Here is an 18835-nt window from a genome sequence, read left to right on the forward strand (position 1 = left end):
TGCGAGCAATCATTCGATTTTTCATCACCGGCACGACGCTGGCGGTGGGCGGCGATGGGCTAGTTCTATCGACCGTCATTGTCCATTTTGGAGATTTATCGCGGAAAAACGCCGAGCCCAAAGATGCCTTTCACGAAATTGACGAACAGTCGAATAATCGTTTTGACTGGCGAGCGCTGCAACAGCGGTTTCCCCCAGATCGCTACCGTTGTCCACGATCCAGACGCCCGGTTCCCGGTCTCGCAGGGCCATTTCACCAAAGCGGGTGGAGATGACGGGCAGGCCGAGGGCTCGGTACTCGTAGTATTTGATCGGATCGACCGAGGCGGTCAGGCGGTTGAGCTTGAACGGGATCAATCCCACCGAAAAGGTTGCCATGGCTGTAATTGCATCAGCGTAGGAACACTCCGGGAGCAGCTCGATGTTGGCAGGCAGTACGCAAGGCGCCGGCGTGGCGAGGGGGCCGATCAGCCGGATGCGGTTTCCCGGATTGGCGTGCGCCAGGGCGATGACCAGGTCCCAGTCGAACCAGCGACCCAGCGTGCCGACGTAACCGAGTACCTGGTGTTTGGCACCCAGGTCCAGGCTTTCGACCGGCGCCAGTTGGTCAATGTCACACGCATTGAGGGCCAGTTTCACGTGTTCGGTCATCCCCAGCAGTTTGTCGCGAAGGGGTGTTGAGGATGCCAGTACTTGGGATGCCCGACGCATGAGCTGAGCCTGGCGACGTTCCATGGACCGGCGTGACAGGCCCTGATAAAAGGCCGGGAAATCATCCATGGCATCGTAGAGGGCATGGCTTTGCGGAAACCGCGCCAGCAGTTGCAAGGCCAGTTCGGAAGGTTTTCCCACGCAGATCATGCTGGGCCCTGGCGCAGAAAATGCCGCGACCGTTTTGAACACGTTGCGCCACAGCCACTTGAGCATCATCGCCGAGCCAGGGATGGGCTCGATGGGTAAGCTTGGAGGTTTGCAGACCTGCAACCAGGGGGGAATGCTGGCGTTTGGCGGGTCGGCCACAGGCGGCTTGAGCCTGAAGTCGTTCAATGTGGGTAAGCGCGTCGGGTACGGATCGATCCACAGTACCGAGGCCCCGGTCTGGTGGTGATACCAGTCGACGAAATGGTGAGGACGCTGGCTGAAGCTCGCCCATGGCACCGGGGACAGATAGATCATGGGCATGCCTGGAAGTACTGCCTGAGAACATCGACGATGCGCGCTGCGGCCTTGCCGTCGCCATAGGGGGAGACCCCGCGTGCCATGGCCTGATAAGCCTGTGGGTCATCGAGCAGGCGCTGCGCCTGTTCGACGATGTTGTCCCGGTTGGCGCCGACCAGCTTGACCACGCCGAGGTCGACCGCCTCCGGACGTTCGGTCGCTTCGCGCAGTACCAGCACGGGTTTGCCCAAGGCCGGGGCCTCTTCCTGCACGCCCCCCGAGTCGCTGATGATCAGGTACGAACGCTTCATTGCGGCGATAAAAGGTGCGTAGTCCAGCGGTGCGCAGAGGATGATGTTCCGGGTCCGGCCGAGCAATCGGTGGGCGATATCCTTGACGTTCGGATTGGGATGGACCGGATAGAGAATCTGGATGCCCGGGTTCCGCTCGGCCAGGCGCTTGAGAGCCTGGCAGATATTCTGCAACGGTTCACCGAAGTTTTCCCGGCGATGGGAGGTCACCAGCACCAGGCGTTTGCCGGGGTCCAGTGGGATAGCCAACACTGAGTCCTGGGCTGCAGTCATCAGCAAGGCATCGATCACGGTATTGCCGGTCAGGGCGATATCGCTGGCGGCGACACCTTCGCGCAGCAGGTTGTCGACGGCGCGCTGGGTGGGCGCGAAATGCCAGCGGGTCAGCTTGCCGGCTATCACCCGGTTGGCTTCTTCGGGGAATGGATTGCGCAGGTCCCCGGTACGCAGGCCTGCTTCGACATGGCCAAAGGGAATTTGCAGGTAAAAACACGCCAATGCGGCACTCATGACCGTGGTCGTGTCGCCTTGAGCCAGTACGACATCCGGTTGTTCCGATTGGAGCACACCGTCAAGTCCGAGCAGCAGGCGTGAGGTCAGTGCCGCCAATGACTGGTTCGGGCGCATGGTGTCCAGGTCCAGGTCGGCGGTGATGGCGAATCCCTGCAGTATCTGGTCCAGCAGGCCTCGGTGTTGAGCGGTGGCGAGCACCCGGCAATCGATGTTCTTTTCAGCCTGGAGCGCCTTGATCACCGGGGCCATCTTGATGGCCTCCGGGCGCGTACCGACGATGCAGAGTACCTTTGGAGTCATGCTTTTCGATTCCCTATCGTTAATGCGAGTGAGCGCGCTATTCGGTCCGCGTTGGCCATGAGGGTCAGCGTGTGGGATTTCTCGGTAAGGCTGGGCAGGCAGGCTCCGTCGACGATATGCACACCACGAAGACCCGCCACTTCGCCAAGGCAATCGGTCTGCCCGATTCTGGGCGCCGAGTGCATGGGCAGGGTGCCTGCGTAATGGATATCCGCCCCTGGCCTGCCGACGGTAAAGCTCATGGGCATCAACAGCGCGCCCATTTTCCGATAGATCCGGCGCAGCTTTGCCTCGGCCACCTTCATGAGCGCGGGGAGCTCGGGATGCACATCGCCGTTGATGCTCAACCAGCCGTCCGGGCGCAAGATCGCGGTGTTGTTCGACAGTTGGCCGGGAAGGAAGATGTTCCCGACCACACAGGCGCTGAGCAGGTTTTTCAGCAATTCGATGCTGTAGCGTTTGCCCAGGGGAATCCGGCTGACAAACTCGCTCATTGGCAATCCGGTGGTACTGAACGTCGAACCGAACGCCGTGGCACTGGACGTCAGCGCAAGAGCGAACGACAGCTGGCCCAGGCCAAATGCTGAAGCCCGAGGGGTTCCGAGCATTTTCGGCAACCACAGCAGGAAGGCCGCCGTGGGCGATGACAACAGCGGTATCGGGGCCAAATGGTTCAGGCGCTTAAGGGCGATCCGGGTCGAGGCCAGGGTGCCCGCCGCCAGCAACAATCGCGTACCGCCGAAGCGCCGGGCGGAGCGCTGGTCGGTGATTGTCCATGCACCGTCCTGGTTTAGCAGGTCGTCCACCAGAAAATCCTGCACGTGCTGGAAGCCGGGGTATTGCTTGAGTCTTTGCAACTCTTGCGACGCACTGTACAGGGCCTGGTTGTGGCAGCCCCACAAGCAGGTCCCGGACAGGTCACAGGCCTTGCGCTCCTCCAGAGGCTGGCTCAAGACGGCGACCCGGGAGCGGCCAAGGCGAAATCCCAGCTCGGGAAACCAAGGTCGGCGCCGGGAGTAGTCATCGAGCAGGCGTTGGTGCAGGGTGTCCAGCGGCAGGGGCGGTTGCGACCACTGATCGAGGCCGAAGTAGCCTGAGAGGTCGTCGTCGATCCGGCCACTGATCCCGATCCGGCGAGCCACCGTTTCGTAGGAGGCCTGCATCTCGGAATAATCAATGGGCAGCCCGGCAAAATCGCTGGCGCCGAGCGCTGCCACGCCGCAGCCCCAGGCATTGGACAGGCCTCCGGTTGCCAATGAGCCGATGCCGATAAAGTTGTCGGTCGCGATGCGATTGCCGGCGCTGAACCCCTCGAAGACGTGGGCGTGGGTCGGCGTCTTCAACTTGGGCGATACCGCGTCCAGTCGGTTCAACGCGTGGAAGTTTTTGCCGATCATCCATTTCCATTGATGCTCGTCGTTGGCCCTGGCATCGAGAAAAGAGCGGGTTGGCAGCATCGACGAACCGGCATCGGCCTGGGCATCGACCATGAGCACTCGCAGGCCAGCCTTGACCAGCGGATAGGCGGCTGACGTCCCGGCCGGGCCGCTGCCGACAATGATCACATCGAATTCAGGCTTCACGGGCTTCACGTCCAAGCAACAGCCGGCGGGCAAAGGGACGGCACGCCAGCGCCGCAAGCTCCCACGCCAACGCCTTGACCGAGGTGAGTCCCAACGCAACCAGCGTGGCGATCAGGCTGCGCCGTTGCAGGGAGCCTAGAAACACTTGGGCGCCCTGGGGGCTGGCTTCGGCGATTGCGAGTGCAACCTGCAGGCGCCAGGCCAGCTCCTGGCCGTCGGGCTTTTGCAGGACGCCGGGGTTGTCCAGGAGCGCGAGGAGTATCGGCCAGCCCATCAGCACGTGAGAGTGGATAATGGGACGGGTTCTAGCCGCACGTTCCAACGCCCTGGCATAGCGCCTGACCAGGCTTTTTTTCGGCGGGCGTTTGAGCAGGTAGTGCAAAAGAACCGTGGCTTCCTGGAGCAGTCCTCGTCGTTGTCCGTGGCCGGAGCGATGCATGCCGTCGGCAAGGGGGCGCAGTTGGATCCCGAGTGTGTGCAGCGAGCGCTCGCTGTCCATGGGCGGCAAGCGGATGAGGGACAAAATCCGCTCCAGGCCCAGTTTCGTGCTCAAGGCCTCCCCGAGTAATCGGCGCAACAGCCTGAGCAAGGCCACCGGCAAGGGGATGGGCAGGCGCGGGGCTCGGACCCGGTGCACTGCAATCAACCTCAGGAAGTGGCCGAAGGCAACCGGCTGCACGGCGCCGAGATGGAGGACCTCGGCAGGCACGTCGTCTCGCTCGACGACGGCCAGTATCGAAGCCGCGAGGTCGTCGACGTGGATAGGTTGCACGCGAGGCGCCGGCAACAGAATCGGAATGAACGGGCTTCGGCGAACCAGCCCTGACAGCAAGCCAAAGAGCCCACGTTCGGGGCCGCCATACACCTGGCCGGGACGGATCACAGTGCCTCCGGCGGCCAGCACGTGTTGTTCGATGCGCCATTTTGTCCGGCCATAAACGCTCGATGCGGTGGCTTCGGCGGTTTGACTGGAAATGAAAATGAACCTGGCCGAGCCTTGTTGGGCGCAACGGATCAATGCCTGGGCGGCCTCGACTTCTTCGTCTTCGCCAATGTCAGTACTTGTCGATGTATCAGCCGCCAGATGGATCAATGCCTGAACGCCCGCCGGGCATTTCGGAGCCGGCCCCCGCAAATCATAGGCAAGCCAGGCACAGGGAGCGGGGCACGGCTGGCGCGTGGCGCAAATGGCCTCGTGACCGCTTGCCACCGCGAGGGCTGACAAGCGCTGTCCGATGTAGCCTGTCGCGCCGGTAATCAGTAGCTTCATCGTCATGCGCCTTCGACGCGGTCGGCGGGAACCGGCGGCTGCGTATCGGAATGAAACACGAACAATTTGCTGATCCAGTAGGTCAGGGCCACGCAGACCACATCGCAGAAAAATTTAATCGGGACAGGGTTATCGACGAAATACAGTCCAAGGCTGAACAGCGCCGAAGCGATCGGGATATTGATGGCGAGTAACGAGAAATAGCGCACCGCTTGCGCCTTGCTGCTGCCGTGGGTCGACTGGAAGGTGAAGTGCCGATGCAGGAAGAACGCAAACACCCCGGCGACGCTTTTGGCGGCGATGTTGGCCAGGACGGGTTGGTCCTCGAACAAGGCGATCAACAGCAAAAAGGCCCCCATGTCCAGCGCATAGGCTATGAGCTGGACGACGCCGTATCGGATAAAGGTCAAGAGGTCCTCCTGATGACCACGATGTGATGCAGCGCCAACATCCGCCTCAACGGATACAGCATTTTTTCAACGACTTTGAGCACGGGGATCAGCGCGTCAGGCAACAGCTGGCGAAAGTTCAGGCCGCCGGAAACCAGGTAGCGCGGATAACTGCCGCACACTTCTTGGTGGACGATTTCCAGGCTTGGGTACTTGCGCTCGAACGCTTGCCTGTCGCGCACGAAGACGATGTAGCTGAGGGCCTGGTTGGCGCCGTTCATGGGGCCGCTCGACGGTGTTTCCCAGGAAGGGAAGTGCATGTCGAAGCCTTCGGACTTGAACAGGCGTCTATAGAGAAAAGCGGCAAAGGGGCCGTGATAAGGCTCGATCAAAATGGCGCCGCCGCCGATCTTGAGCGTTCTTTCCAACTCCGTGAAAAACCGCTCGGGATGAGGAAAGTGGTGGAAGCAGTTCTGGCCATAAAAGGCCCTGACCGAATGATCGTCCAGGCTCATCGCCTCGGCATTGAGCGCCATGTCCAGTTGTTCGGTGGCGACAATGTCGGTGGCCAATACCTCAGGGAACGAATTACGCATGGGCGCAATGCCCGCCCCCAGTTCCACCTCAAGGCCCTCGACCTCGAAATAGCGGTCTGCCAGGCGACGAAACGCGTGGTGGAACTCTACGAAGACTTCCCGAAGCATGCGCTTGCGTTCAAGCACTTTGCCGTGAAGTTCGAAGCGTTCGCTGCCGTCGACATCGAATGCCTTGAGCGACGGGTCCGATAAAAAATCTCTCAGCGTTTTAATGAGTTTTCTTCCCGCAATGACGTTGCCTTACCACGCCTGGATTGTCGTGGCCTGCTGGGTACCGAGGCGATGTCGTAACCGAGGAACGCCATGATCAGTTGCAACCCCATGAGCATGGGCAGCGCGCTGAGCATCACGGTTCCGGCTGGCGTCGCGATGCCCTGCTGCGCCGACTCATACCAGTGATAGCTGCCGAAGATGATGCCGAACAACAACATGAGGATCCCGATCGGTAATTCGATCGACGCCAGGGACATATCGCGCAAGTAGTAGTTGTAGAGCACGCGCTTGGTGAAATTGCGCAGGTGCTTGAACAGGAACTCACCGACGATTTTCGAGATCTTGAGATGACTGACTTCGTCGCCGTAGCGGGCTTCCATCGGAATATCCACCACCACGGCGCGCACGGTGTTCAGGCGGAACAGAATGTCGGTCTCGAAAAAATAGCGCTGGCTGACCTTGTCCAGGGGCAGCAGCCTGGCGACGTCACGGTGAATCGCCGTGTAGCCGTTGGTGGGGTCGAACAGATCCCAATAACCCGTCGAAAGCTTGGCCATCAGCGACAACACGGCGTTGCCGAACAGGCGCAGCCGTGGCATCGATTGGACTTCTTCCAAGTTGAAAAACCGATTGCCCTTGGTGTAGTCGGCTTCTCCCGCCAGGATCGGTTCGATGAACAGCGGGATCAGGGTCGGATCCATCTGACCGTCCCCATCGATTTTGACGATGATGCTCGCACCGTCGGCGAGGGCCGCGCGATAGCCGGTCATGACCGCACCGCCCACGCCTTTGTTGACGTCGTGGGGCAGCACCTTGACCCGGTGATCGTTACAGCAGGCCTGGACGTGCCCGCCCGAACCGTCCGGGCAGGCATCGTCGATGACGTAGATTCGCCACACTTCCGGCCCGATGGCGTCTATGACGCCCGCGATGTGTGCGGTGACCCGGTAGCTGGGGATGACGACGGCGACGCGTTGTTCGTCCGTGAAAAGCGCTGTGTTTGAGTTCATCGATATCGCCCGTTATTACCGGAATGAAAGTGACCTGAACGCCACAGGAGTGTCGGTATGACCGGACGCATAAATGATCACGGACGTGGCATTGACAGGGGCAACGACGTTCATCTCATGGGTCTCCCATTGCCTGGTGCAGTCAAACGTTTCGATGCTGGCAGTAATGAAATCGCCTTGGTCGTCCATCCAATTGGCTTGGACTCTGCCGGCAGTAGGTGTCGCTGCGCAGCGTGCGGAAACGCTGTTGATATAGCTAAGCCCCGGTGTGACTTCGACCCGTTGTGTGGCCGGTGTCTTGACGTTGACGGTGAGAATCTTGCGCGACGCGTCATAGGATGAGGAGGACGTCAGGCTCCAGCCCTCGAGGCTGGATAATTCCGGGTTGAGCAGGAGCTCGTAACGTGTGACATCGAGTTTGCGCAGGTCCAGATCGTCCAATCTGGCATACGACGTGGACACAGCGAGCAGCCGCTCGAGTGGCGCCTGGGGAAGGGATTTGAGGTCGATCAGTAGCCAGTTCACCTGGCGCTGGCGCAGGCGCTGGGTCAGCGCCGCGGGTGTGTGCGCTCCGTCGAACTCGTTTTTCCATTTCAGGTTGTACCACGATGCGTAAAGGGCATCGCCGCGCAAACCCGCCATCAACGGCGGCGCAAAGACCGCCACGGGCTGATAGCCACTGTTCAAGGTGTTGACCGTGTCGACCATTTTTCGGATGGGCAGGCGTTCCAGCAGATAGGCCTCCCGGCCTGCCTGGCTCAACAGTGCCGAAGGGTTGATGTCGCCATAGTAAGTCGCGGCCTGAATGAAACGGGTATTGGTCAGGATCAACAAGGTCCCGGCGACGATGGCGAGGTTGCGCGGGAAGATCCTGGCATCGGAAAAGGGCAGGGCCAGGATCACTGAAAAGAGCGCGAAGGAGGGAAAGACATAACGCAGATACGCCGTTGAGTGAAACGTCACGAACATCGCGCCGACGCCGACCAGGAGAATGCCCAAGGCTTTTTTATTGCCGCTCAACAGCACGGCGACGGCAGCCGTGGGCAGCAACAGCCACTGAAAGCCGGCCGCGCCGACTCGCCCCTCAATGAACTGGGGCGACTTGAAGACCATTCGATAAAGGGTGTCCCAGGTCATCCCTGTACCGAACGCGGCCGGCGGTTCGAAATTGATGTTCGGCCAGAGCGGCGAGTGGAAAATGGCATTGAAAAACGGAAACACCGGGTTACCGGTCAAGTACCCGGCAGAGACGTACGGGGTGGCACCGGCCAATAGCAGGCCGGCGCTGCCGAGCAGAAGCGTCTTGCCGAGCCCCTGGATCGCCCAGGCTCTGTACTGCAACAGGAGAATCGCCAGCAGGACCGGCAGGACGCTCAGGGTCACGGCTTTGGTCGCCATGGCGAAGCCGAGCAGGACGCCGGCCAGGAGCAGTTGCGACAGGCGCTCACTGGGATCCGGCGTGAAGCTTGAAACCTTGAGGATCGCCAGGGTCCCGGCCAGCATGAAGGCGGTCCACGCCGACTCTACGTGCAGGCTGCTGCTTTCGGCGAAGGCGAGGGGGGTCGATAGGAGAATCAGGCTTGCCCAGCGGGCACTTGTCGCAGAGCCCCCGGCCCAAAGGGTCACGTTGCGGATCTGCCACGCCAGCAGCAAGGTGAAGGCGCTATTGCCCAGGCGCGCTGCCGTTTCGCCGGCCAGCATATAGACGATGCTGTAGATCCAGTCGGCCAGCATGGGCATGACCGCCCACACATAGGTGCTTGCATCGAACGACCACTGGTGCCGCTGGGCCAGGTGTGAGGGGACGAAGAGATGCATGGCCAGCGCGTCATGCCCAACCTCCGGCATGAAGGCTACCAGCACGTAAAGGCAGGCGAAGCCGCAGACCAGGACGTCGAGCCCGGTCTGCAAGGGTGTTTGCGCTGAGCGGGTGGGCTGGATGTGCCTCAGCAGGTCACGACCTATCGCGCTGACGTGTGTGTGCCCCAACAAAAGCGGCAACGACAGCAGCGTGCCATACAGCCAGGGGTAGTTGATCGGCAGGTACGCAGCCAGGCCTGTCAGCGTACCGAACGTACCGGCGCCCACCAGTAGATGGACGCTCCAGTCGGCCGAGGCTTGTTGCCTGAGCATCCACCGGCCGAGTACGGTGGCAGACAGTGCGAACACGGCGACGACAATCACAGGCCATGTTTGCCCGCAGGCGATGGACATGCACGCCAGCAACCCCAGGCAAAGAATGACCGGTGGCTTGCGCGTGAGAACGGTGAGGGCGGCCAGGCCCGCCAATGACAGCAATATCGTCCGGGTGCTGCTGTTCATGGGCGCCAGTTCAAGCGTCGAAAAACCGTACGCGCCGACCACGGCACTCGCCAGTAACACCAACAACACCACTGCGTATTTCAGGCCGAATCTGGGCAAAATATCATCTCGGTTGCAAAAGGGTGCTCATACATCCCGGTACGTGTGCGGGACCCACAGTCCCCATTTGCTTTCGTAGATCGCCCGGTTTTTCTCGAAAAGTGCCTGTTTTTTTCGCGCCCCCAAGGCGTTGAACGAGGCGGACAGGTGGTGGTGAACGAAGACGTCTTCGGCACAGGCCGCGCGCATGCCAAGACGCTGTACCCGGCGGCAGTAATCGTCATCCTCGAAGAACCCCAGGCCGTACTCTTCGCACAGGCCACCGATCTGTTCGTAGGTCGAGCGCGGGAACATCACGCAGAAGAACGCCAGGGTGTTGATCTCGAACCACTCGCCCATGCGGGCGCCGGTCATTTGCGCGGCTTCGGCGGGCATGTCTTCCATGCGGCTATAGCGGGTGCCCACTTTGGCCTCATTGCCGATGTTGTTGGTGATCGGGCCGATGATGCCGATCTCCTTATGATCCCGCAGGTGGCGGATCAAGCCCTTGACCCAACCGGCGGTGACGACCGTATCGTTGTTCAGGATCACCAGGTAATCACCGCTGGCCGCTGCGAGGCCCAGGTTGTTGCCGGCGGCGAATCCTTTGTTGTCCGGGTTGAGGATCACGATCCGGTCTGGATGTCCGTCGGCCCAGGCGGTGAGAAAGGCTGGAGTCTGGTCGCTGGAATGATTGTCGACGACAATGATTTCAAGGTTCGGGTACTGGCTTTGGGTCATCAGGCTGTCGAGGCAGGCCTTGGTCATTTCGAGATTGTTGTAGGTCAACACCACGACGCTGACCTTGGGCTGGGGCAATGTCGCGATGGCTTCGCGCAGGCTGGCGGCCCGGTGCTGCCAGGTTTGGCCCCGGGCGAACGATTGACGAGCCTCCAGCGTAGCGCTGGCCTCTGGCAATGTGCCGAGGACACCGCGTATGGCCGAGATGAACTCAGTCGGCTCTTCAACCGCCCAGACCAGTTTGCCGAACTGGCTCAACTCCGGCAGCTTCACCGACACCACCGGTTTTCCCGCGCTCAGGTATTCATAGACCTTGACCGGGTTGGTGGCGAGGGTCAAAGGCATGACTTTGAATGGAAGCAGGCAAACGTCCATGGCGTGAAGGTAATAGGGCAGGGAGTCATACGGGACTTCGCCTTCCAGGACCACGTTCGGGTAGGCCTTGAAGTGTTTTTTCGCCTGGACGATATCACTGCCGATCAACAGTACCAGGTGCTGCGGAAAGGACTGGGCGACTCGCTTGACCAGGTCCAGATCGAACCATTCGGCTATGACACCGTAGTAACCGATGATCTTCCTGTCGCCGGGGGGCCGGTAGACCTTGTCGGGACGTCGGCTGAAGAAACTGAATTCGCAGGCGTTGCGGATCACCTCTACATTGCGGTTTTCCCGCTTGCCGTGTTGTTCAATCCAGTCGGAGGTCGCCACCAGCAGATCGGCCCTGCGCATCAAGGCAATCTCAAGGTCAAGCAATTCCTGGGCAACGTTGCCGAAGCCTGCGTGATGATCCATGCAGTCATAGACCAGCGTGGAGTTGGGGACACGCCTTGCCAGCGGGAACCAGTAGGCGTGCTGGACGATGCAATCCACGGCTTCGACGTTCGCTGATCGCAGGAGCATGGCCAGGCCTTCGCACAACTGGCGAATCGCCGCCGCTGACGGCGGGGCATGATAGATGGCCGGTGCACCAAGCACCTTGAAACGGATCTGGAACAGTCGGTTGGATCCCTCCAGCGGCTTTGCTTCGAAGCCAGGAGCATCGTCGTCGATGAAGTTGTTCGAGATATAAAAAGTCGTTTGTCCGGCTCGGGCCAACTCCTTGGCCAGGTTCTGTGGACGCTGGATACGAAAATGCCAGTCAATTACACCGAACATCAGGATCACGGGCTGCCCGAGGGTGGATGGCACGGCAAGGTTTACGGGCGGTTGCAGCGGGAGGAAACCAGCGGCCGCCGCTGATTCGCCTGGCGTGGCCTTGCCGGGTTTCAACCAGCTTCGAAGCCGACGCGCCAGTTGGCTTTTTTGCTGTGCGGGTAGGGGCAACCAGGCGTAGATCCAGCGCGATAATTTATACAGCTGCTTGCGTATCGAATACCGCAGCGGTGCCCGTTCGATGGCGTTGCCCCAGTCGGAAAGCTTGAACAGCTCAGCCTGCTTCGCCGTCAGTTGGGCACTCAGATCCTGCGCCCGATCAGAAAGTGTGACGGCCTCGCTTTCTCTTGCCTGGAGTAATGCTTCGGCGTCCTTGAGGCGCTGTTCGGCGACCCGCAGTTGCTCGCGCAGCCGCCCGGTCTTGCCTTCCTGAAGTGACAGGCGCGTGCGAAGCGCTTTTGAACCAAGGTCCAGTTGTTTGATAAGCCGATCTCGACTCTCGATTTCCTTGGTCAATTGCAAGTTTTCAAGGGTTCTGGATTGTGTTGAGCGAGTCAGTTGGTCAATGCAATCAACAAGACGGTTGATCTGGTCCATGCGGTTATCTAGTCCTTTGGTACGGTTGCTGGACACGGCGCCTTGGCTAACCCACTCATATGACGTCGGCGAAGCCGTTGCGTGTCCTCTGGAACCAGGCAAACCCGGAGCAGGCAATCAGCACCGAGACAGCCGAATACGCCGCCAGGTGCTCCCATTGCGGTGGCCTGCCCCAGAACAGTACATCGCGAACCATTTCCACCGGCAGCGTCAGGGGATTTGCCTGCAAGGCGGCCTGATAGCTTTGTGGAAGTATCGAAAGTGGATAGAAGATCGGTGAGAGAAACAGCATCGCGGTGATGACAATGCCGATGAACTGGCCGATATCGCGCAGGTAGACGCTGATCGAGGCGAGAAACCAGGAGACTCCCAGCGTCATCAACACCAACGGAAGAAGCACCAACGGCAACAGCAGGGCAGTTACCGGTGGGGTGCCGAACAGGACGACATAGAAAATCAGCCAGGCCAGTACGCTGACCGCCATGTGGAACAGCGCCGCGCCGAGCGACACCAGGGGGAGGGTTTCCAGGGGGAACACGATTTTCTTGACGTAGTTGGTATTGGCCAGCACCAGGCCTGGCGCACGGCTCAGGCATTCGGAAAACAGGTTGAAGACCAGCAGGCCAGCGAACAGCACCAGGGCGAATTCGCTCTTGGATTCATCGCCGCCAGACCAGCGGGCCTTGAAAACGACACTGAACACGAAGGTGTAGACCACCAGCATCAATGCCGGCGTAAAGAACGACCACAAGATACCGAGCACCGAGCCTTTGTAGCGACCGATGACTTCCCTGCGGATCAACACGTAGATCAGGATTCGATTGATCAGGACACTCTTGATCATGGCGGCGGGGGACGTGCTGAACGACTGCATCGGTGCTTGATCCTCAAGACTGTATCTGGAACTCCTTGAATCGCGTCCTCATGGAGGGTAGGCCAAGTGTCGATTCCTTCAAGTTTTTTCCCCCATCTGTGCTTAACTCATCCGCAGCGCCCAAGCAGGACTGATCGGTAGCGCCGCACTATTGGTTGCGATTCATGGAAGGGTTTTGCCGATGTCGTTTGAAGTGGCCATCAGCGCCAAAAGCCTGGGCAAGTGTTATCAGATTTACGACGCACCCAAGGACCGCCTGTTGCAGATGCTGGTGCGCGGCAGGAAGCGTTTCTACCGTGAGTTCTGGGCCTTGGACGATGTTTCCCTGACCATCGCAAGCGGGGAAACTGTCGGTATCATCGGCCGTAACGGCAGCGGCAAATCCACCTTGCTGCAATTGATCTGCGGGACGTTGATGCCCACTCGGGGAAGCGTCCAGTCGCATGGGCGGATTGCCGCGTTGCTCGAACTGGGGTCTGGCTTCAATCCGGAGTTCACCGGCCGGGAAAACGTCTATGTGAACGCGGCGGTACTGGGCTTGAGTCGCGCGGAAATCGACGCTCGCTTCGATGACATCATCGCCTTCGCCAATATCGGCGATTTCATCGACCAGCCCACCAAAATCTATTCCAGCGGCATGCTGGTACGGCTGGCCTTCGCTGTTTCGGTCTGTGTGGAGCCCGAAATCCTGATCGTCGATGAGGCCCTTTCCGTCGGTGATGCATCCTTTCAATTCAAATGCCTGAATCGGCTCGAAGCGCTGGCTGCCAACGGCACGACACTGCTGTTCGTCTCCCACGACATGAGTATGGTCAAGCGCTTCTGCCACCGGGTCATCTACCTGCGCGCAGGCCGGGTCGTTGCGAGCGGCTCGCCCGATGAAATGGCCGAGCTGCACTTGCTCGACATGCGTGACGAGCAACGTCGCTGGGCCAGTGGCGGGGTCATCCCGGTTACGCGCAAGTCATTCATGGGCGGGCAGGAGGGCATTGCCTTTGGGACTGAAGAAGGGCACATCAGCGCTGCCTGCTTCACCAGCACCCAGCAGCTATGCTCCAGCTACCTGTATGGCGACAACATCGAGATTTACGTCGAGGCGGTGCTGCATGAGTCGATCATGCAACCCAACATCAGTTTCACCATTCAGGAGGCGAGGCTGCTGGTGATTGGCGGGGGCAATTTCGCACTGCAACCGGGGCCCGTCGAAAACGGCTGGCGGCGTACGGCCATTACGGTGCGCTTCCCGGCCAACCTTGCGCAGGGGCGCTATCATGTCACGCTCAAGCTGTTGCACGGGGCGACGGAAGATACCTCGCAGCTGATCGAGAAGCAGGTCGCGCCCTTGGCGTTCGATATGCTGCCCAACCCGAGGAATTTCTTGGGCATGGTTGACCTGGGGTTGCAGAGGATCGATCTACCACCGGTCGAGTCGCTGCCCAAGCCCTGCGGGACTCAAGGAACGAGGCTTTTGACGCAACAACGGGACGAACGCACTTGGCAGGTCGCCATATTTGGCACGTTCGACGTAGAAAACTACGGCGATCTGCTGTTTCCGATCATCGCCGAGGCGGAGCTGACCCGGCGCTTGGGCCCGGTCAATCTGCATCGGTTTTCCTATCACGGGAAAACCCGGCCGGAATGGCCCTATGCGGTCACGTCGTTGACGGAGCTGCCCGACATAGCGCCCAGCCTGGATGGGGTATTGATCGGCGGCGGCTTCCTGATCCGATTCGATAAAGTCGTTGCCCACGGCTATGGTCCGACAACCGACGAGATCCATCACCCTACCGGTTATTGGCTGACCCCTGCGCTCATCGCGCTGCAGCACGCAATCCCACTCATGTGGAACGCCCCGGGGATGCATTGCAACGCAATTCCCGACTGGGCCAGGCCGTTGTTGAAAATGGCCCTTGAGCAAAGCCAGTACGTGCGCGTCCGTGACGCACTGTCGCGCGATGCCCTCGGCGCGCTTGCCGGACAGGCCGAAATCGAAGTGCTGCCCGATACCGCGTTTGGCTTGCCATGCCTGATCGATGAGCAGCAGCCCTCGGCCGAGTTCATTCGCCTGCGCCAGCACGCCGGGTTGAGCGGGCCCTACATCGTGATCCACGCCATTCATGTGGTGGAACCCTTTGTAAGACTGTTCGAAGACCACGCCGAGGCGTTCCAGGGCTATCAGTTCCTGGTGGTGCCGATTGGCCCCGTCCTGGGTGACGATCCGTCGGTGATTGCCGCGCGCTTGCCTGGGGCTGTCACCTTGTCGTTCTGGCCGGAACCGTTGCTGATGGCGCAGATCATCAGCCAGGCCCAAGCGGTGATCGGCCACAGCTATCACCTGGCGATCACCGCCCTGGCGTTTGGCGTCCCGGTGTTTTGCTCGGCGGACCTGACCACGGGCAAGTACACTGCGCTGGCCGGGTTCGACACACTCCATGCGTTGCCGGACGTGGCGACGGTCGATCCGCAATGGTTCCTCGCCCGCGTGGGCAAGACACACCCATCGCCCGCGGCGCGTGCGGCGGCGGATCGGTTGGTCGAGCATTGGGACCGAGTCGCGGCGATCATTCGCCGGGGTAAAACGGCGTCCCAACCAGCGTTAGGGGCTTTTCTACAGCATCTGCCCAATCTGCTCGAGGCGGCGGCCGAGGGGCTTGAACCATCGCCTGCGGAGTGTCCGGCAAGCCCCGTTGTGCCGAAGCCGGACGTCATCGAACCTGCACAAAACCTTGCCCAGCAGCAACGGATCGTCCAGCTCCGTGAGCAACTGGCCCGCAGTGACGCCAGGATGCTGGAGCTACAGAACTCCCATTCATTCCGAATGACCGCACCACTGCGTTCCATCGCCCGTGGTATCAGAAACCTCTCAGCGATCAAGAACTGACAATGCTAGATCTCTCGCGTCTCACGCCAGCGGCTCTAAGGACTCATCCCTTCACATGGGCTGAAATCGGCAACCTGTACTCGGCCGAGGATGCCGCCGCGCTGGCGGCGTCCTTTCCCCATGATCACTTCAAGACGGTGAGTGGTTATGGCGGCGAGAAAAATTATGACTACGAGGCTCGCGCCTTGCTGGGCATGGGCACCGATACCATCGCTTTTGCGCAGGAGCTGAGCGAGGCGTGGTTGCGGCTGGCGCAGGACCTTGGCTCGGCCGGCTATCGCGAGGCCATGTCGGAGCTGACCGGAATCGATCTGCGCAGCGTGCCGATGGAGGTCAATGTCTTTCATTACGGCCCCGGCGCGAGCCTGGGAGCGCATCCGGACCTGCCCGATAAACTGGTCACCCATATTCTCTATTTCAATGAGTCCTGGGACCGCAACGACGGCGGTTGCCTGAACATCCTGCACCGCAACGATCCCACTGCCGTGGCGGCGGAGATCGAGCCGCTGGTGGGCAATTCGGCGATCCTGGTGCGCTCGGATAATTCCTGGCATGCCGTCACGCCCGTGGTACGCGGCTGCCATTCTTCCCGACGCAGCCTGACTGCGACGTTTTATCGACCGGGTTCTGTCAGTTCCCTGTGGCCGCCGGGCGACGGCACTGCGCTGCATGAGTATCCACGTGCTTAAGCCTGACAGCCCCTTCATCGACCGCGACGCCGCCTTGGCTCAACGAGACGCGGCCATCAACGAACGCGACATCGCCTTGGCAAAAGTCGACTTCCTGCAAAAGACCCGTTCGTGGCGTTTTACCCGGCCATTGCGGTCGCTTTTCCGGGTGCTGCGTTATGGGTTCGCCTCCACCGAGGAATTACCCGAAACAACCGCTGCGATCGTCTACCCGGCAGCACCGGAGCCATTGCCGAACGTCGAGGTGGAAGCTGATTTCGGCACAAAAGGCCGCCTGGATATTCTCTGCTTCGCCAACATCGACTGGGCCGCACGCTTCCAGCGACCGCAGCAGTTGATGAGCCAGTTTGCGAGCAATGGCTATCGGGTGTTCTATATCGTTCCCTGCGAAGTGCCGGAACAGGGGCAGCCCTATCGATTGACATCGGTGGCGCCCAATATTTACGAAGTGGCACTGCAGCGCGATTTCCAGGAGGCGTATTACGAAAAAATAGTCACGCCTGAAAATCATCAGGCCTTGTTGCGTGCCATGGCTGCGTTGACCGCCGATCTGCAGATCAGAACCGCACTTTCGGTGGTGCATATCGCTTATTGGAGCCCCGTGGCACTCAGCCTGCGCACCAGGTATGGCTGGCGCATCCACTATGACTGCATGGATGACTGGGATGGGTTTCCGAACATCGGCGAACAACTGCTGAGCGAAGAAAAGAACCTGGTTGTCCAGGCGGATCTGGTGACTGTTTCCGCCGCGTTGCTTCACCAGAAATGGTGTGCCCATAACCCCCGCTGCGTGCTGGTCCGAAACGCGGTGGATTTCGCTTTTTTTCGCCAGCACTGTTTCACCAATGATCTACTGGGCGGGCTTGCCGGCCCGGTGATTGGCTACTACGGCGCCCTGGCGCAATGGCTCGATTATCCCTTGCTGGCGGCCATGGCGGACCGGCGGCCGGAATGGAATTTCATCCTGGTGGGGGATGTTTTCGTCGACGATATGGCGGGCCTGGAGCACAAGCCCAATGTGCAGTTGTTGGGTCGCAAGCCTTACTCGCAGATGCCGCTTTACCTGGATCACTTCGATGCCTGCCTGATTCCCTTCAGGCTCTACAACGTGACGCATGCGGTCGATCCGGTGAAGTTCTACGAGTACATGAGCGCGGGCAAGCCGGTGATCTCCACGCCACTGGCGGAAATGAGCATCTATAAGGACTTGCTGTACTTCGCCACCGGGGTCGATGAATTCATCGAGCAGATCGAGCGAGCCTTGGCCGAGCGCGACCTGGCGCTCAACAAGCGCCGCGTGGAACTCGCCCGGGCCAATGATTGGAAGGATCGATTCAACAGCCTGCAAATGGCAATCGCCGGACTGTACGAAAAAGTCTCCATCGTGCTCGTGACGTACAACAACCTCAACCTGACCATTCAATGTGTCAACAGCATTCTGGCTAACACCACCTGGCCCGATTACCAGCTGATTGTTGTCGACAATGGTTCGGACGACGGCACGGGTGACTATCTTGAACGCCTGCGCCAGGAAGTACCGACCGCGAAGATCATCCTCAACCCGGACAACCGGGGCTTCGCCGCGGCGAACAACCAGGGTTTGCGCGAAGCCGACGGTGACATCCTGCTGCTGCTCAACAACGACACGGTAGTGCCTGGCGGCTGGCTGGACCCGCTGGTCATGCATTTGAGGGACCCGAGTATCGGCCTGGTCGGACCGGTCACGAATGCGGTAGGCAACGAGGCGAAAATCGAGGTTTCCTACACCGACATCCAACAGATGCAAAATTTTGCCGACCGCCATACCGAGGCCCACCAGGGACAGTCGTTCGATATCTCGATGCTGGCGATGTTTTGCGTGGCCTTTCGCCGCAGCATCCTCGAAGAGGTGGGGTATCTGGATGAGGCATTCGGTATCGGGATGTTCGAAGACGACGACTACAGTCGACGCGTCCAGTCGGCCGGCTATCGGACAGTCTGCGCCGAAGATGCGTTTATCCACCACTACGGGCAGGCCTCGTTCAGAAAGCTGTTCGCCAGTGGCGAATATCAGGCCCTCTGGGATAAAAACCAGGCGTACTTCGAAAGCAAATGGGGCGCTTGGCAAGCCCATGTCCAGCGTGACGAGACTGGGGTGGGAGGGAAGGGCTAAGTCGAA

The 18835-nt window shown here is 60.1% G+C and carries 12 protein-coding genes and 2 pseudogenes; 4 read left to right on the top strand and 10 right to left on the bottom strand.

From position 1 onward, the window contains the following. Window positions 1–75: 75 nt before the first annotated feature. From HU762_RS00500 to HU762_RS00545, 10 genes are all read right to left on the bottom strand, one after another. Window positions 76–1176 carry a glycosyl transferase gene (locus HU762_RS00500; protein ID WP_238340321.1) on the bottom strand — a complete coding sequence of 367 codons (1101 nt, stop codon included), beginning with the start codon at window positions 1174–1176 and terminating at the stop codon, window positions 76–78. After that, the gene (wecB, locus tag HU762_RS00505; RefSeq protein ID WP_186631416.1) at window positions 1173–2282 is read right to left on the bottom strand and encodes a UDP-N-acetylglucosamine 2-epimerase (non-hydrolyzing); all 1110 of its coding nucleotides are present in this window, start codon (window positions 2280–2282) and stop codon (window positions 1173–1175) included. Before wecB ends, HU762_RS00500 begins: the two co-directional genes overlap by 4 nt. Next, complete coding sequence (locus tag HU762_RS00510) at window positions 2279–3865, bottom strand: FAD-dependent oxidoreductase (RefSeq protein ID WP_186631418.1); 1587 nt, start codon at window positions 3863–3865, stop codon at window positions 2279–2281. Before HU762_RS00510 ends, wecB begins: the two co-directional genes overlap by 4 nt. After that, entirely contained in the window at window positions 3855–5135 is a 1281-nt protein-coding gene (locus HU762_RS00515; protein ID WP_186631421.1) for a sugar nucleotide-binding protein, read from the bottom strand. Before HU762_RS00515 ends, HU762_RS00510 begins: the two co-directional genes overlap by 11 nt. Window positions 5136–5137: 2 nt before the next feature. After that, on the bottom strand, window positions 5138–5545 hold the full coding sequence (locus HU762_RS00520) for a GtrA family protein (RefSeq protein ID WP_186631424.1): 408 nt from the start codon (window positions 5543–5545) through the stop codon (window positions 5138–5140). Then, complete coding sequence (locus tag HU762_RS00525; protein WP_186631426.1) at window positions 5542–6228, bottom strand: methyltransferase domain-containing protein; 687 nt, start codon at window positions 6226–6228, stop codon at window positions 5542–5544. The genes HU762_RS00520 and HU762_RS00525 overlap by 4 nt, the downstream gene beginning before the upstream one ends. 92 nt (window positions 6229–6320) lie before the next feature. Then, a complete protein-coding gene (locus tag HU762_RS00530) occupies window positions 6321–7343 on the bottom strand; it encodes a glycosyltransferase family 2 protein (protein WP_186631429.1) in 1023 nt (340 codons plus the stop codon). A 15-nt stretch (window positions 7344–7358) separates the two neighbouring features. Beyond that, window positions 7359–9764 carry a phospholipid carrier-dependent glycosyltransferase gene (locus tag HU762_RS00535; RefSeq protein WP_189684594.1) on the bottom strand — a complete coding sequence of 802 codons (2406 nt, stop codon included), beginning with the start codon at window positions 9762–9764 and terminating at the stop codon, window positions 7359–7361. A 27-nt stretch (window positions 9765–9791) separates the two neighbouring features. Further along, a complete protein-coding gene (locus HU762_RS00540; RefSeq protein WP_186631432.1) occupies window positions 9792–12233 on the bottom strand; it encodes a glycosyltransferase in 2442 nt (813 codons plus the stop codon). Between the two features lie 55 nt (window positions 12234–12288). Continuing rightward, a complete protein-coding gene (locus HU762_RS00545) occupies window positions 12289–13107 on the bottom strand; it encodes an ABC transporter permease (protein ID WP_186631435.1) in 819 nt (272 codons plus the stop codon). A 181-nt stretch (window positions 13108–13288) separates the two neighbouring features. On the opposite strand from HU762_RS00545, the pseudogene HU762_RS26640 reads away from it, so the two are divergent. The 4 genes and pseudogenes from HU762_RS26640 to HU762_RS00560 form a co-directional block, all read left to right on the top strand. Next, window positions 13289–14512: pseudogene (locus HU762_RS26640) on the top strand (ABC transporter ATP-binding protein); the annotation flags it as partial. 138 nt (window positions 14513–14650) lie between these two features. After that, a pseudogene (locus HU762_RS26645) lies at window positions 14651–15988 on the top strand (polysaccharide pyruvyl transferase family protein); the annotation flags it as partial. Window positions 15989–15990: 2 nt separating this feature from the next. Continuing rightward, a complete protein-coding gene (locus HU762_RS00555; RefSeq protein WP_186631441.1) occupies window positions 15991–16677 on the top strand; it encodes a 2OG-Fe(II) oxygenase in 687 nt (228 codons plus the stop codon). Then, window positions 16670–18829: a glycosyltransferase gene (locus HU762_RS00560; protein ID WP_186631444.1), complete on the top strand. Its 2160-nt coding sequence runs from the start codon at window positions 16670–16672 to the stop codon at window positions 18827–18829. The genes HU762_RS00555 and HU762_RS00560 overlap by 8 nt, the downstream gene beginning before the upstream one ends. Window positions 18830–18835 lie beyond the last annotated feature (6 nt).

Origin of the sequence: Pseudomonas sp. SWRI92 (assembly GCF_014268685.1) — a bacterium.
Classification (GTDB): domain Bacteria; phylum Pseudomonadota; class Gammaproteobacteria; order Pseudomonadales; family Pseudomonadaceae; genus Aquipseudomonas; species Aquipseudomonas marvdashtae.